General features: G+C 60.8%; 17 protein-coding genes. 10 read left to right on the forward strand and 7 right to left on the reverse strand.

All coding sequences use genetic code 11. The annotated features are described in order from the left end of the window. The first annotated feature begins 33 nt into the window (after positions 1-33). From HF949_RS03595 to HF949_RS03605, 3 genes are all read left to right on the forward strand, one after another. Positions 34-663 carry a CGNR zinc finger domain-containing protein gene (locus tag HF949_RS03595; protein ID WP_292898335.1) on the forward strand — a complete coding sequence of 210 codons (630 nt, stop codon included), beginning with the start codon at positions 34-36 and terminating at the stop codon, positions 661-663. After that, complete coding sequence (locus HF949_RS03600; protein WP_292898336.1) at positions 660-1,142, forward strand: hypothetical protein; 483 nt, start codon at positions 660-662, stop codon at positions 1,140-1,142. The genes HF949_RS03595 and HF949_RS03600 overlap by 4 nt, the downstream gene beginning before the upstream one ends. 120 nt (positions 1,143-1,262) lie before the next feature. Beyond that, on the forward strand, positions 1,263-1,619 hold the full coding sequence (locus HF949_RS03605; protein ID WP_292898337.1) for a hypothetical protein: 357 nt from the start codon (positions 1,263-1,265) through the stop codon (positions 1,617-1,619). A gap of 143 nt (positions 1,620-1,762) precedes the next feature. Here the strand turns inward: HF949_RS03605 and lepA are convergent, their stop codons facing one another. Beyond that, positions 1,763-3,571, reverse strand: a complete 1,809-nt coding sequence (gene lepA / locus HF949_RS03610) for a translation elongation factor 4 (protein WP_292898338.1) — start codon at positions 3,569-3,571, stop codon at positions 1,763-1,765. A gap of 128 nt (positions 3,572-3,699) precedes the next feature. Here lepA and HF949_RS03615 point away from each other — a divergent pair, with 128 nt between their 5' ends. After that, positions 3,700-4,197 (forward strand): MarR family winged helix-turn-helix transcriptional regulator, encoded by a 498-nt coding sequence (locus HF949_RS03615; protein ID WP_292898339.1) that lies wholly within the window; start codon positions 3,700-3,702, stop codon positions 4,195-4,197. A 19-nt stretch (positions 4,198-4,216) separates the two neighbouring features. On the opposite strand, the gene HF949_RS03620 is transcribed toward HF949_RS03615, so the two are convergent. The 3 genes from HF949_RS03620 to HF949_RS03630 form a co-directional block, all read right to left on the reverse strand. Beyond that, a complete protein-coding gene (locus HF949_RS03620) occupies positions 4,217-5,011 on the reverse strand; it encodes a DUF2189 domain-containing protein (protein WP_292898340.1) in 795 nt (264 codons plus the stop codon). Between the two features lie 131 nt (positions 5,012-5,142). Continuing rightward, a complete protein-coding gene (locus HF949_RS03625; protein WP_292898341.1) occupies positions 5,143-6,351 on the reverse strand; it encodes a cation:proton antiporter domain-containing protein in 1,209 nt (402 codons plus the stop codon). After that, the gene (locus HF949_RS03630; protein WP_292898342.1) at positions 6,351-7,166 is read right to left on the reverse strand and encodes a YiiX/YebB-like N1pC/P60 family cysteine hydrolase; all 816 of its coding nucleotides are present in this window, start codon (positions 7,164-7,166) and stop codon (positions 6,351-6,353) included. Before HF949_RS03630 ends, HF949_RS03625 begins: the two co-directional genes overlap by 1 nt. A gap of 137 nt (positions 7,167-7,303) precedes the next feature. Between HF949_RS03630 and HF949_RS03635 the strand changes: the two genes are divergently transcribed. From HF949_RS03635 to mbfA, 5 genes are all read left to right on the forward strand, one after another. Next, on the forward strand, positions 7,304-8,005 hold the full coding sequence (locus HF949_RS03635) for a CerR family C-terminal domain-containing protein (RefSeq protein WP_292898343.1): 702 nt from the start codon (positions 7,304-7,306) through the stop codon (positions 8,003-8,005). After that, on the forward strand, positions 8,002-8,955 hold the full coding sequence (locus HF949_RS03640) for an HlyD family secretion protein (RefSeq protein ID WP_292898344.1): 954 nt from the start codon (positions 8,002-8,004) through the stop codon (positions 8,953-8,955). Before HF949_RS03635 ends, HF949_RS03640 begins: the two co-directional genes overlap by 4 nt. Next, on the forward strand, positions 8,952-9,869 hold the full coding sequence (locus HF949_RS03645) for an ABC transporter ATP-binding protein (RefSeq protein WP_292898345.1): 918 nt from the start codon (positions 8,952-8,954) through the stop codon (positions 9,867-9,869). Before HF949_RS03640 ends, HF949_RS03645 begins: the two co-directional genes overlap by 4 nt. Next, positions 9,866-10,999, forward strand: a complete 1,134-nt coding sequence (locus tag HF949_RS03650; RefSeq protein ID WP_292898346.1) for an ABC transporter permease — start codon at positions 9,866-9,868, stop codon at positions 10,997-10,999. Before HF949_RS03645 ends, HF949_RS03650 begins: the two co-directional genes overlap by 4 nt. A 93-nt stretch (positions 11,000-11,092) precedes the next feature. Next, on the forward strand, positions 11,093-12,076 hold the full coding sequence (gene mbfA / locus HF949_RS03655; protein WP_292898347.1) for an iron exporter MbfA: 984 nt from the start codon (positions 11,093-11,095) through the stop codon (positions 12,074-12,076). 6 nt (positions 12,077-12,082) lie between these two features. On the opposite strand, the gene HF949_RS03660 is transcribed toward mbfA, so the two are convergent. The 3 genes from HF949_RS03660 to HF949_RS03670 all read right to left on the reverse strand — a co-directional run bounded on the left by HF949_RS03660 (position 12,083) and on the right by HF949_RS03670 (position 13,038). Then, positions 12,083-12,430, reverse strand: a complete 348-nt coding sequence (locus tag HF949_RS03660) for an antibiotic biosynthesis monooxygenase family protein (RefSeq protein ID WP_292898348.1) — start codon at positions 12,428-12,430, stop codon at positions 12,083-12,085. Continuing rightward, positions 12,427-12,759 carry an NIPSNAP family protein gene (locus HF949_RS03665; protein ID WP_292898349.1) on the reverse strand — a complete coding sequence of 111 codons (333 nt, stop codon included), beginning with the start codon at positions 12,757-12,759 and terminating at the stop codon, positions 12,427-12,429. The genes HF949_RS03660 and HF949_RS03665 overlap by 4 nt, the downstream gene beginning before the upstream one ends. Before the next feature lie 63 nt (positions 12,760-12,822). Beyond that, the gene (locus tag HF949_RS03670; protein ID WP_292898350.1) at positions 12,823-13,038 is read right to left on the reverse strand and encodes a DUF1127 domain-containing protein; all 216 of its coding nucleotides are present in this window, start codon (positions 13,036-13,038) and stop codon (positions 12,823-12,825) included. Positions 13,039-13,109: 71 nt separating this feature from the next. On the opposite strand from HF949_RS03670, the gene HF949_RS03675 reads away from it, so the two are divergent. Next, entirely contained in the window at positions 13,110-13,793 is a 684-nt protein-coding gene (locus HF949_RS03675) for an ArsR/SmtB family transcription factor (RefSeq protein WP_292898351.1), read from the forward strand.

A 13,793-nucleotide genomic window follows, 5' to 3' on the forward strand; every position in this document is an offset into this window, starting at 1 on the left:
CTTTAGCTGGTTAGTCAATGGGAGACTGGAGCCTTGGCTGAGAACGCAGCGTGGCCAGTGCCGTTCTTTTTTGGCGGCAGGCTTTGCCTGGACTTCGTCAACACGGTGAATTGCCGTTCGAGGCCGGCAACGAAGGACTATATCCCCGATATGGCGGCACTGCTCGGCTGGTGCAGCCAACTGGCTGTGTTCGACACGGAAACTCTGACCCGTCTGCAGACGATGGCGGAAACGAACCCTCCTGTGGCGGCGGCCGCACATGCCAGAGCCACGCAATTTCGCGAAACGCTCTTTGCGGTTTTCCAGAACACGATCATCGGAGAAGACCCGTCGAAGGATGCGCTCGGCGCGCTTGGCGAACTCGTGAGCGCGGGCCGGCAGCGTCAATGCCTGAAGAAGGACGCGGAGCGCTTTATCTGGAGCTGGGACAAGAGCCGCCTCGATCTCGATGTTCCTCTTCTGGCTGTTGCGCTCAGCGCTGAAGCGATGCTCACAGAAGGCGAGCTGCAGCGACTGAAGGCCTGTCCCGGGCCGGAAGGCTGCGGATGGCTGTTCTTCGATGAAACGAAAAATGCCTCCCGCCGCTGGTGCAGCATGGAGCATTGTGGGGGCGCGGCGAAAGCACGGCGCCATGCTGCCCGTTTGAGGGAAAAAAGATCATGAAATTCATATCTTTACGCAGCATCGTCGTTGCCGCATTTGTGTTGTGTGGGCTGCTTTTTGCTGTGGGGTGGTTCACCCGCAATGATCCCTCGCAGGACCCCTACGTGAAGATCCTGGGCGGTGGTTTCATGTTCAACTACCGCCAGGGTGAGGTGTTCTATGGGTTTACCGCTCAGGTGGTGCGACCGCTGGCCAGTGGCTCAATCATCGAGGCGACATTCGAGAACCCGGCGGGCGGCGCGCCGCTCGTGGTGTCGGAGCGGGTGAGCACGATGACCGACCGCTACGCGCTCAGAACACCGCCGGTTCGCGGGGTCGAAGCGAAGAAGCCGTACAAGGTATCGATCCGTGTCTACGACCGCGAGAAAACCAGCATGATCTGGGAAGGGGACACGACCTTTGCGAGCCAGATCAGCGACAAGGTCGTACCAGACAGGCCGCTCACCGTCGGGCCGGGCTACCATCTCAACCCCAACTGAGAAGCGAACGTCCATCAGAATTTTCCTGATGAACCTTTCTCCAGACCACGGCGACTAACGGATGTCGGGGCGCGATTGCCCCTTCCCGAAACCCGAACTGGACCCGAACTGGAGATGACAATGCCCTATTCTTTCAAGGCCAACCGCATCGCAATGGCTGCAGCCTCACTGGTCATGCTGTCAGCCACTGGATTACCCACCACCGGCGTTGCCGGTCAATTCGCCCTTGCGCCGCAGATGGCAGGGCCGTCCATGAATTGTTCAGTGCCCAACCACGTCGTCTGCACCATCAGCAGCGCCAAGGGACTGAAGCTGGTCAAGATCACCGCCAACACCCCGCAGGGCAGCGTGAACCTTGTAGACAAGACCTATCGCAGCTGTCCGAAGACGGTGAAAGTCTCATGGGACTCTGCTTATCAGATGGCCGGCAAGCAGATCGTCGAATGCAGCGGAAGCTTGAAGCTCAAGGCCCGCTGAACAAGAAACGGTGCCGCCGGGCCCGGGTGGCGGGGCAGCCCGTTTCAGCGGCATCGGGGTGGGTTTGTCTGCCGTGGCAGCAAGCCCGCCCGCTTTCCGCTCTTGTGCGCAAATCAGGTGTTTCCACCTGACTGCGAGATGCTTTAGTCACTCATCTTCAGGGCCTGGATGAAGGCTTCCTGCGGAATCTCGACCTTGCCGAACTGGCGCATGCGCTTCTTGCCCTCTTTCTGCTTCTCGAGCAGCTTGCGCTTGCGGGTCACGTCGCCGCCGTAACACTTGGCCGTCACGTCCTTGCGCATGGCCGAGATGGTTTCGCGTGCAATGACCTTGCCGCCGATGGCTGCCTGGATCGGGATCTTGAACATGTGGCGAGGGATAAGCTCTTTCAGCTTCTCGCACATGACGCGACCGCGCTTTTCCGCGGCCTGCCGGTGCACGAGCATGGAAAGCGCATCCACCGGCTCCTCATTGACGAGGATCGACATCTTGACGAGGTCGCCTTCACGGTAGCCGGTGAGCTGATAGTCGAAGCTCGCATAGCCCTTGGTGATGGATTTCAGCCGGTCGTAGAAATCGAACACCACCTCGTTGAGCGGCAGCTCATAGGTGACCATGGCGCGCTTGCCGACATAGGAAAGATCCGTCTGGATGCCGCGCCGCTCCTGGCAGAGCTTCAGGATCGCGCCGAGGTAATCGTCCGGTGTGAGGATGGTCGCCTTAATCCACGGTTCCTCGATGGAGGCGATCTTCACCACGTCCGGCATGTCGGCTGGGTTGTGAAGTTCGACCTGATCACCGGATGTCAGGTTCATGCGGTAGACCACCGAGGGCGCGGTGGCGATGAGGTCAAGATTGAACTCGCGCTCCAGCCGCTCCTGAATGATTTCCAGATGCAGAAGGCCGAGGAAGCCGCAGCGGAAGCCGAAACCAAGGGCTGCGGAGGTCTCCATCTCGAAGGAGAAGGAGGCATCGTTGAGGCGCAGCTTGCCCATGGCGGCACGCAGGTCTTCAAAATCTGCCGCATCGACGGGAAACAGACCACAAAAGACCACTGGCTGCGCGGGTTTGAAGCCCGGTAGCGGTTTATCCGTCTGCCGTTTGTCCTCGGTGATAGTGTCGCCGACACGGGTGTCGGCCACTTCCTTGATCGAGGCGGTGATGAAGCCGATCTCACCGGGACCAAGCTCCTCCACCATCACCATCTTCGGGGTCATGACGCCAACCCGGTCTACCGGATATTTGGCGTCCGTGCCCATCATGCGGATGGTCTGGCCCTTCCGAAGCTTTCCGTCGATCACCCGCACCAGCACGATCACGCCGAGATAGGCATCGTACCAGCTATCGACCAGCAACGCCTTGAGTGGAGCCTCACGGTCACCGCCCTCGGGGGCGGGCAGGCGTGTCACGATGGCTTCCAGAACCTCGGCGATGCCCACGCCGGTCTTTGCGGAAATCGGTATCGCATCTGAGGCATCAAGCCCGATCACCTCTTCGATCTGTTCCTTGACGCGATCGGTGTCGGCGGCCGGCAAATCGACCTTGTTGAGGACAGTCACGATCTCATGATCGTTGTCGATGGCCTGATAGACATTGGCAAGTGTCTGAGCCTCGACGCCCTGGCTGGCGTCGACCACCAGAAGCGAACCCTCGCAGGCCGAGAGCGAGCGCGAGACCTCGTAGGCAAAGTCCACGTGGCCGGGCGTGTCGATCAGGTTCAGCACATAGTGCTGCCCGTCGCGCGCATCATATTCGAGACGCACGGTCTGCGCCTTGATGGTGATGCCGCGTTCACGCTCGATATCCATCGAGTCGAGGATCTGATCCTTCATCTCGCGGTCTTCCAGGGATCCGGTCATCTGGATCAGCCGGTCGGCGAGCGTCGACTTGCCATGGTCGATATGCGCGACGATGGAAAAGTTGCGAATATTGGAAAGTGGCGTGTTCGTCATGCCGCTGGCCTTAGCAGGCAGTCCGTTCTTCGACAAGCAGATTGCTGCAGCAGATCGACGTCGTGGCGTGTCAGGAGCAAAAAGTTCGCGACATTGCGCATGGGAATGGGCGACCATATATCCCGCCCATGAACGATCCCGATGAAACCAAGCTGGGTTTCCTGATCCATGACGTCGCGCGCCTGATGCGCAAGCGTTTTCAGGAAATAGACAATGAGTTCGGCCTTTCATCCGCTCAGTGGCGGTTGCTCTTTGGCCTTTTGAAGGCAGATGGTATGCCGCAGGTGCGGCTGGCCGAGCTTCTGGAAGTAGAGCCAATCAGCGTTTCGCGTATGGTCGACCGTTTGGCGGAAAGCGGCTGGGTGGAGCGCCGTCTAGCTCCTACAGACCGCCGCGTCCGCATGATCTACGCCACGCGCAAGGCTCGTGAAGCGTGCTCCGGTATTCGGGCGATCACCGAGACTGTGCGTGATGAGGCGCTTTCCGGCCTCGCCGATGATGAACGGCGCATCCTGATCGACGCGCTGGGCAAGGTCGCGCACAATCTCTATGGAGCTGCGGCAGAAGAGCCGGCGGTGATCGCTCCCTGTGCCTCACCGGCGCCACGCAACGGGGCTTCCGCTTAGACGGCAACAGGACGGCCGATCAATCGGCCACCAGTTTGCGGTAGAGGTGCCATGTGGCGTGACCGAGAATTGGCATCACCACGGCAAGACCGGCAAAGAGCGGCAGAGACCCGACAATGAGCGCGCCCGCCACCAGCACACCCCAGAGAGCGATGGGTACGGGGTTGGCGCTGGCCGCCCGTACGGAGGTGACAATTGCAGCCACCGCCCCGCAATCCCGGTCGAGCAGGATGGGAAAGGCTATGACTGTGGTGATCAGCACAAAGAGCGCAAAAATGAAGCCGATCGCATTGCCGAGTGTCAGGAGCATCAGGCCGGCATCGGTTGTAAACAGCAATTCAAGGAACTGTGAGAACGATGCGGGCGGTTCGGGACCGAGAAGGCGCACATACAGTCCCTGCGCCACCAGAAGCCAGGTCACGAAGACGGCAAAGAGCATTGCGCCCACAGCCATGATGGAAGGGATCGCCGGCGATCTACGCACCGCCAGAGCGTACCGCCAGGACGTGTTGAGCCCGGCCTCGCGTCTGCGGCTGATCTCATAAAGACCGATGGCGGCAAAGGGGCCGATAAGAGCAAAGCCGGAAGCAAGCGGAAAAAGAAGCGGCAGCGCATTCGCGCCCGAAGCCCAGTATATCAGAACCACTCCGACCAGCGGGTAGATGACACAAAGGAACGCGTAATGTGAGGGTTTCTGCCAGAAATCATCCAGCCCACGTCCAAGCGCATCGACCACATCCGACGTGTTAATCTTGCGAACAGCCGGCAAAGACAGGGTCTTCTCGGTTCCTGCCATGACATGAAAATCCGTCATTTCAGACCTCCCGGATCTGCCGGGACGCAGGCCGCACCCCGACGGCAAAGTGTAGCCGGATTATAGGCCCTCCGCCGGCTCGCGGCGAGGTTGTTGCCGGTAACATCTTCCGGAGCGGTTGGTGACCGGCGTCAGGACCGCACGGGGAAGAATGTCTTCTGCGCGAAGGGCGCCGTCGCCCCGTGAAGGAGCACTGAAAGAAGAATCGCGAAGACGGCTATGTTGGTAATCGCCTGCGCCACATCGAAGCCGGACTGGTCCACCACAAGAATGAGATAGAGGACCGAGGCGAGCCCGCGCGGACCGAACCAGCCAACGAACAGCTTGGCTCTGGTGTCGGTTCCCGTACCCAGCATGGCGACGAAAACGGGAACAATGCGAATGACGGTGAGACTGAGTGCTGCATAAAGCAGTGCCGGCAAAGCGGGTGCTTGCAGCGCCTGCGGAAGCATTGCCATGCCAAAAAGGAGAAAGGTGAGATTGGTGAGGATCGAGCCTTCCGTCATGGCGAAATTGCTGGCTTTTTCGACGGTTTCGGTGGGCAGCCGCCATCCAAACGCCAGCCCGGCCGCGAAGGCCGCAAGAAACCCGTTGCCGCCGGTCAGTTCCGCACCGAGATAGGCGAGCCCCGCAAGACCGACCATGATGGGCGTACGCCCGGCGGGATTTGAAAGTGAATGCGTAAATGCATGGGCAGCTGCCGCTGCACCGGCGTAGCCGACAGCGAGACCGGCGAGCGGACCGAGAACCACCTGCTTTAGGAAAAACGTGGCGTGACCGGCCATGCCTTCGCCGCTGCCGGTATCGGCTGCGAGCGCCAGGGCGATCAGCAGGAGAGGCAGGCACAGGCCATCGTTCAGCCCGCTTTCGACATCCAGAGCCTCGCGCTCGACCTCGGGGAGACCGTCATTTCCGAAGACCGGCTGCGCCAGCGCCGCGTCTGTCGGTGTCAGAACAATGGCGAGCACGAGCGCACCGAAAACGCCGAGTGCCGGAAAAAGAACCATTCCCGCAGCGGTCCCGGCAAGGATCGTGAGCGGAATGCCGATGAAGAGAAGGCGTGCGGAAAGGAGGGCCGTTGCGCGCTTGGCCATGACGCTCGAGATACGAATGTTCGCGGCATCGCGGAAAAGGATAATCGCAAGCGTTGCCGTCGCGAGGAACTCTACAACTGAACTATCCAGCGGCGAAGCGAGTGTGGCGTCGGCCATGTAGAAGCCATAACCCAGCGCGGTAAAGAGCATTGGGCCTGACAGAACGGAGGCTTCAAGCTTTCGCGAGATGAGCGAGTAGCCGGTGAATGCGACAAAAAGCAGAACAAGCGCCACGTGAGTGTCCATCAGTGCGTTCCCCTGTCTTCCGTGGTGGCGCCAGCACTTTTCGGCGTGCCCCATTTCAGTGTCTTGTAGTCGAAGCCGAAGGCGAGGGTCGGCTTGACGATGGCAAAATAGGGAGAAAGGTCGAAATCACGCGGCGTGAAAAGGCTGTGATGACGGATGTGGAGAATCTCCTGCCGCGAGTAGGGGGATTCGGCGGAAGCATGCCCTTTGGCTTTGGTAGTTTCGGGCAGGATCGGATAACCCACGTTTTGAAATGCCTGGGCAATGAGCGATGAACAGATGGCGCGCGTCGGATCGCCGGAGCCGATGGCGATCATTCGGCGGCGCCAGCGAACCGGCACGGGAGGCGTCGGCAGGAAGTAGCGCATCAGATCGAATATGTTGCGCATGTCGTAACGCAGGCCGAGCTTCTCGATCATGAATGCGACGATCGAATCCCGATCATCCGGTGTAAGACCGTTCGCGCGACAGATGCGTGTGTTGTAGGTTCTGTATTTGGACAGGGGCACGGCAATGCAGCCATCGCCCAGGATGACTTCTACGAGACGAGGGCGTTCGGAGCCGTCGTCAGGCTCCGGCAGGGCATCGCCTACATAGAGCGCTGCGTGGCTCCAGGTGGACTGGGTAAGATATTTGATCGCTGCTGAAATGCGCTGATTGCCCTCGATCAGCAGAATATCGCCGGGCTGCAGGGTGCGATGCAGGGTTTCCGGGTCCGACGGCGTGTAGGGTTGATACCCCGAGGATTCGCTTTGCAGCCGCCGCGCCAGGAAACGGCCGAACCGGTCGAGCAGGGTGCTGGGTTGTTCGCTCATTCGCTCCCGTCCGCGATTCTTCGATCAATGGCAGGTGGAACTTAGAGGTTTTATTCCGTTGGGCAAACGGGCTGATGTGACCGATCTCTCTCGGAGATCAGCTTGACTTAATTCAATCGTTTGATTAAATCAGAGACATGATGCAGAATTATGGCAATACGCAAAATGCCGAAGCGCGGCTTTCATCGGCGGAGCACACGCGGCTCTCGCTCATTCGAGCGGGTTTGAAGCTCTTCGGTGAGAAAGGGTTTGACGGTACGACAACGCGCGAGATTGCGCGGGCGGCCGATGCGAATATTGGCTCCATCTCCTATCATTTCGGCGGCAAGGAGGGCCTGCGCGCGGCGTGTGCCGACCACATCGTCGAGTTGATCGGCAGGATTGCCGGCAGTGCCGTCAACCTCGAGCCGGACCATGGGGCGACCCTGACGCCTGCTGAGGCACGCGCGGTGCTGATGCAGGTGCTCGAAACGATGACCGGGTTTATAGCCGCGCGGCCCGAAGCCGGGCTGATCGTCAAATTCGTTCTGCGGGAACTCTCCCATCCCACGGTCGCACTCGATCGCATCTATGAAGGCATGTTCGCCCCGGTTCACAAACGTCTCTGCGTGGTCTGGGAGGCGGCGACTGGCGAGCCTGCGGAGAGCGACGAGACAAGGCTGACCGTCTTCACGCTGATCGGCCAGCTTGTTTACTTCCGCATTGCCAGCGAGGCGGTGCAGCGGCGCATGGGCTGGAGCCGGATCGGTGCGCGGGAAGCAGCCGCCATTACGGCCATAGCCAGCGGAAATCTCGACGCCATACTTGCCGCGCGGATGCGCGAGAAGGAAACACCATGAGCATGCTTTGTGCCATACCGGTTCTGGCTGGTCTGATCACCGGTTGCGGTTCAGCCGAGCCCCTGGCAGTCGGCTATGTGGAAGGCGATTATGTGCTGCTCGCACCAACGGAAGTGGGGCAGCTGAGCGCCGTTCCGGTGCGGCGCGGCGCGATCGTGGAAGCCGGTGCGACAGTTGCCGTTATGGATGACACGGATGCACGCATCGCCGTTCGACAGGCTGAGGCGGGACTGGCAGAAGCAGAAGCGCAGCTCGCCGACCTCAAGGAGCCGAAGCGGCCAGAAGAGATCGCCGTGCTGGAGGCAGCGCTGGCCTCCGTGAAGGCTGAGGCGGCGGAGGCGGGACGCGTGCTCTCGCGAACCGAAGATCTCTCTCGCCGCGGCATCGCCACGCAGGCCGAGCTCGACAAGGCACGCACGGCAAAGGAACTGGCGGACACGCGCGTCGGCCAGGCCGAAGCCAATCTGGCGGTCGCCAGACTGCCGGCCCGCGCCGAGGCGATCAGGGCCGCAGCCAGGCGTCGCGACCAGATGCAGGCAGCGCTGGAGCAGGCGCGCTGGCGGCTTTCCGAACGCGCCATCACCGCGCCTTCCGCCGGTCGCATCGATGATGTGATCCGCAATGCGGGCGATGTGGCAGGACCCTCTGCGCCGGTGGTCTCGCTTCTGCCGGATGGCGGGGTAAAGCTGAAGGTCTATGTGCCGGAAGCAGCTTTCTCCAGTCTTGAACCCGATGCGCTGCTGGTCGTGAACTGCGATGGTTGCGCGCCGGGGCTGACGGCACGCATCTCCTATATTTCCCCGGACCCGGAGTTCACACCGCCGGTCATCTACTCGCTTGAGACGCGCCAGAAGCTGGTTTATCTCGTGGAGGCGCGGCCGGAGGGTGAGGCGCGCAGTCTGCAGCCGGGACAGATCGTGGATGTACGTCTGAAAGCCGACGCGCCATGAACGCGATCGATGTCCACGGCCTGGTGAAACGCTTCGGCGACAAGACCGTCGTCAACAATGTGACGATGCAGGTGGCGAAGGGCGAGATAGTCGGCTTTCTCGGCCCGAACGGATCTGGCAAGACAACGACCATCCGCATCATGTGCGGGCTTCTGACACCGGACGAGGGCGATGGCACGGTTCTGGGCTTCAACCTGCGAACCGAAGGCCTGAAGATCAAGCGTGAAGTCGGCTACATGACTCAGCGTTTCTCCTTCTATGAAGACCTGACCATCGCCGAGAATCTGGCCTTTGTCGCAAGGCTCTACGATCTCAGACCGGTGGGCGCGCATGTAGACCGGACACTTGAGGATCTCGGACTTTCCTCACGGCGCAACCAGCTTGCCGGAACACTTTCTGGCGGCTGGAAGCAGCGGCTGGCGCTGGCGGCCTGCATCATGCATCAGCCGAAACTTCTCCTGCTCGATGAGCCGACGGCGGGTGTCGACCCGAAGGCGCGGCGCGATTTCTGGGACGAAATTCATCGTCTTGCCGCAGACGGGCTGACGGTTCTGGTCTCCACCCACTACATGGATGAGGCCGAGCGCTGCCACCGCATTTCCTATATCTCCTACGGAACCATGCTGGCCACGGGGTCCGTGACAGACGTGGTGCGCGATGCCGGGCTTGTCACCTATCTCGTTGACGGGCCGAAGCTTGAAAAGCTGGCTGACGAACTGCGGGAGCGGCCCGGCGTGGAGCAGGTCGCGCCCTTCGGCGCAAGCCTTCATGTGGTGGGGTCGGATGAAGACGCGCTGAAGGCGGCGCTACAGGATCTCGACGGGCGCGAGGGCGTGAGCGTGTCACGTGGCGAAACGAGCCTTGAGGATGTGTTCATCCAGTTCATGGCCAATTCGACGGACAACATGCAATGAGCGGCTTCTTTTCACTTAGCCGGCTTATAGCTATGCTGATCAAGGAATTCATCCAGATGCGGCGCGACCGCATCACCTTCGGCATGATGCTGGGCGTTCCGCTGATGCAGCTCGTCCTTTTCGGCTATGCGATCAATTCCGACCCAAAGGCTTTGCCGGCGGCACTCGTGTCGCTCAGCCAGGACCATTACAGCCGGGCCATGGTCTCGGCGCTCGAAAACACCGACTATTACCGCTTCGATCATGTGGTGGAGAGCGCAGCAGAGGCTGAGCAGCTCATTGCGAGCGGAGCGGTGGTTTTTGTGGTCACCATCCCGTCAGATTTCGCCCGCCGTGTCGACAGGGGGCAGCGGCCACAGATCCTGATCGAGGCGGATGCGACCGACCCGTCGGTGGCCTCCGGGGCGATTTCCACGCTCGGAACGGTGGTCTCGGAAGCGCTTTTGCGCGAACGCGGCGTGCCGGCTTCGGAAGCGACGCCGGCTGATCGGCTGGAGGTGATCGTTCACCGCCGCTACAATCCCGAAGGCATTTCGCAATACAACATCGTGCCGGGGCTGCTGGGCGTGATCCTGCAGATGACCATGGTGATGATGACATCCATCGCGCTCACCCGTGAACGCGAGCGCGGCACGATGGAGAACCTGCTCGCCATGCCGGCAAGCCCGCTGGAGATCATGCTCGGAAAGGTTCTGCCATATCTGGTGGTGGGAGCGGTGCAGGTGGCGGTGATCCTTGGTGCCGCGAAACTGCTTTTCGGCGTTCCCTTCATCGGCAGCCTGTGGCTTCTTCTGACGGCGGTCCTTGTCTTCGTTCTGGCGCTGGTTCTGCTGGGCTACACGATCTCGACCATCGCCCGCACGCAGATGCAGGCCATGCAGCTCACCTTCTTCTTTTTCCTGCCATCACTTCTTCTTTCCGGCTTCATGTTTCCATTTCGCGGCATGCCCCTTTGGGCACAGTGGCTCGGAGAAACCTTTCCGCTCACGCATTTCCTGCGCGTCATCCGCGCCATCATGCTCAAGGGAGCGGATCTGCCGGCAGTGGCATTCGAGACGGGAATCCTCGCTCTCTTTATCCTTGTCTATGCCGGCCTGGCGTTGATGCGATTTCGCCGGACACTGGATTGAGACGGGGTATTTTTTAGAAGCATTCTAATCTATTGACGGTCACTGCGCCGCCTTCTATCTTAGAATCATTCTAAACAGTGGACTGCTCTTTTCATGTTTTCACGATTCTTCGGTTCCCAGCGCCGCGCGTTCTCCTCACTCAGCGAGCAGGAAGTTCTCGCCCTTGCAATTTCGTCGGAAGAGGACGACGCCCGCATCTATCGCGCCTACGCGGACGGGCTGCGCGATGAATATCCGCATTCAGCAGCCGTTTTCGATGACATGGCGGAGGAAGAGGACGGACACCGTGCGGCGCTGATCGAGGCGCATCGCGCGCGTTTCGGCGAGCGCATCCCCTTGATCCGCCGCGAGCATGTGCGCGGCTATTATGAGCGCAAGCCCGACTGGCTGGTGCGGCCGCTCGGGCTCGACAGGGTGCGCGCGCAGGCCGAGCGGATGGAGGAGCAGGCGCATCGCTTCTACGTTGAAGCGGCCAGGCGAACCGAGGATGCCGGCATTCGCAAACTGCTTGGCGATCTGGCGATCGCCGAAAAGACACATGAATCTCTGGCCCACCGGCTCTCCGAAAAACATCTTGGCGAAGACGAACGCGCCGAGGAAGAGCAGACCGAGCGCAAACAGTTCATCCTGACCTATGTGCAGCCTGGCCTTGCCGGCCTGATGGACGGTTCAGTCTCCACGCTGGCACCTATCTTCGCTGCCGCTTTCGCAACGGGCGACACATGGCAGACTTTCCTCGTTGGCCTTGCAGCATCCATCGGCGCGGGCATCTCCATGGGTTTCACGGAAGTGGCCTCCGACGACGGCGTGATCTCGGGGCGGGGCTCACCGATAAAGCGCGGCCTTGCCACGGGTATCATGACGACCGTGGGTGGTCTCGGCCATGCGCTTCCCTATCTGATCCCGCATTTCTGGACCGCGACGATCATCGCTTTCATCATCGTTTTCATCGAGTTGTGGGCGATCGCCTGGATCCAGAACCGCTACATGGAGACCCCGTGGAGCCGCGCCACCTTTCAGGTGGTGCTTGGCGGTGCGCTTGTCTTCGCCACGGGCATGCTCATCGGCAATGCCTGACGCCGCTCATGCGTCATGCAGCGCGCGGCTGTCTTCCGGCACTTCCGCGCGCTCGGCCATGCCATAGTCGCGCAGGACATGGGCGATGCGCAGACGGTAGCCGGCAAATATCCCGCCGCGACCCGCGCGCTGGGCCTGCCTGTGCTCCTCCGTGTTGCGCCAGGCCCTGACCGCTTCCTCGTCACGCCAGAACGACAGTGAAAGAATGCGGTTTTCATCGCTGAGGCTCTGGAAGCGTTCGATAGAAATGAAGCCGTCGATCCCGTCGAGCAGCGGACGCAGATCGGCGGCGATGCCGAGATAGGCATCGCGCCTGCCATCAGCCGGCTCAACCTCGAAGATGACCGCGATCATGGCCGCACCCATTCGGCATGGGGCGTGGAAGCGCGTTTCAGGAACATGCGATCCTCCTTGAGAATAAAGCGCTCGCGCCTTGCGAACTCGTAATTTGCGCGACCTTCGGAGCTCGCCGCAAGCCGTGTCCGATAAGCCTCATAGGCAGCGAGACTGTCGACATTATAGACGCCATAGGCGGTCGTCGCCGAGCCCTCATATGGCGCGAAATAGCCGATGAGATCGACACCGGCGCGCGGGATCGCCTGCCCCCAGTTGCGGGAATATTCCTCAAAAGCGTCCCGCTTGAACGGGTCGATCTCGTAGCGGATGAAACACGTGATGGTCACGGGTATGATTCCTTTCTGCCGGCATGCTTCGATGAGCGTGGAAGCATTTTCAGGTTTTCTGTGTCAGACGTCCCAGAAGGGCTTAGCGCATTCGCGTTCCACATCACGGCGGGTGAGGCCGACATCGCGGAGCTGCTCGTCGGTGAGATCGGCGAGGTCTCGCCGCTGGCGGTATCGCTCCCAAGCAAGCGCGAGTCGGTAGAACCACGACAGGATCCACGTTCGGCGGATTTTGGCCTGTCCCACGGGGGGAACGATCGATCTCTCATATGCCCGCATCGCTTCTCTCCCTGTTCGTCGGTCCGAGAATAGCGCTTGTCGAACATTCATACTTTGGTTAGCATCGAACTATGAAAGCAGGAACGGACCTCGCCCAGATTGCAAGCCTTGTAGGCGATCCTGCGCGCGCCAACATGCTGGCGGCGCTGATGGGTGGCACAGCGCTCACGGCCAGTGAACTCGCCATGGAAGCCGGTGTCACTTTGCCGACAGCCAGTGCGCATCTTGCCAGGCTGTCAGATGGCGGCTTGCTGCGGATGACGCGGCAGGGCCGTCACCGCTACTACGCGCTGGCAGGCCATCAGGTCGCCGGTATGCTGGAATCGATAATGGGCGTGGCCGCGGAGCTTGGACCGCGAAAGGTTTTACCTGGTCCACGCGACACGGCCATGCGCGAAGCCCGGATATGCTATGACCATCTAGCGGGCGAGGCAGGCGTCGCCATGTTCGATGCGTTTGCCGCGCGTGATTTGATCGCGATTGAGGGTGACGAGGTTAACCTCACGACCAGGGGCGCCATCTATTTCTCCGGTTTCGGTCTCGACATCGAGGCCATGTTGGAGAAGCGCCGCCCGGTATGCCGCTCATGCCTTGACTGGAGCGTGCGGCGCTCTCATCTGGCTGGAAGCCTGGGGGCCGGGCTTCTCGATCGGTTTATCGCTTTGCGCTGGGTGCGGCGGGAGAAAGACAGCCGCGTCATCCGCTTTACCCCACCCGGACGCACCGCCTTCGAGAAATTGCTGCGCGAGGCTTGA

Source organism: Nitratireductor sp., from assembly GCF_017794765.1.
Taxonomy (GTDB): Bacteria; Pseudomonadota; Alphaproteobacteria; order Rhizobiales; family Rhizobiaceae; genus Nitratireductor.

What these genes read in the sequence shown, in the direction of transcription:
- HF949_RS03615 (WP_292898339.1), top strand. Translation starts at nt 3,700, where the DNA reads ATGAACGATCCCGATGAAACCAAGCTGGGTTTCCTGATCCATGACGTC.
- HF949_RS03630 (WP_292898342.1), bottom strand. Translation starts at nt 7,166, where the DNA reads ATGAGCGAACAACCCAGCACCCTGCTCGACCGGTTCGGCCGTTTCCTG.
- mbfA (WP_292898347.1), top strand. Translation starts at nt 11,093, where the DNA reads ATGTTTTCACGATTCTTCGGTTCCCAGCGCCGCGCGTTCTCCTCACTC.
- HF949_RS03600 (WP_292898336.1), top strand. Translation starts at nt 660, where the DNA reads ATGAAATTCATATCTTTACGCAGCATCGTCGTTGCCGCATTTGTGTTG.
- HF949_RS03620 (WP_292898340.1), bottom strand. Translation starts at nt 5,011, where the DNA reads ATGACGGATTTTCATGTCATGGCAGGAACCGAGAAGACCCTGTCTTTG.
- HF949_RS03645 (WP_292898345.1), top strand. Translation starts at nt 8,952, where the DNA reads ATGAACGCGATCGATGTCCACGGCCTGGTGAAACGCTTCGGCGACAAG.
- HF949_RS03635 (WP_292898343.1), top strand. Translation starts at nt 7,304, where the DNA reads ATGATGCAGAATTATGGCAATACGCAAAATGCCGAAGCGCGGCTTTCA.
- HF949_RS03660 (WP_292898348.1), bottom strand. Translation starts at nt 12,430, where the DNA reads ATGATCGCGGTCATCTTCGAGGTTGAGCCGGCTGATGGCAGGCGCGAT.
- HF949_RS03650 (WP_292898346.1), top strand. Translation starts at nt 9,866, where the DNA reads ATGAGCGGCTTCTTTTCACTTAGCCGGCTTATAGCTATGCTGATCAAG.
- HF949_RS03605 (WP_292898337.1), top strand. Translation starts at nt 1,263, where the DNA reads ATGCCCTATTCTTTCAAGGCCAACCGCATCGCAATGGCTGCAGCCTCA.
- HF949_RS03625 (WP_292898341.1), bottom strand. Translation starts at nt 6,351, where the DNA reads ATGGACACTCACGTGGCGCTTGTTCTGCTTTTTGTCGCATTCACCGGC.
- lepA (WP_292898338.1), bottom strand. Translation starts at nt 3,571, where the DNA reads ATGACGAACACGCCACTTTCCAATATTCGCAACTTTTCCATCGTCGCG.
- HF949_RS03640 (WP_292898344.1), top strand. Translation starts at nt 8,002, where the DNA reads ATGAGCATGCTTTGTGCCATACCGGTTCTGGCTGGTCTGATCACCGGT.
- HF949_RS03675 (WP_292898351.1), top strand. Translation starts at nt 13,110, where the DNA reads ATGAAAGCAGGAACGGACCTCGCCCAGATTGCAAGCCTTGTAGGCGAT.
- HF949_RS03670 (WP_292898350.1), bottom strand. Translation starts at nt 13,038, where the DNA reads ATGCGGGCATATGAGAGATCGATCGTTCCCCCCGTGGGACAGGCCAAA.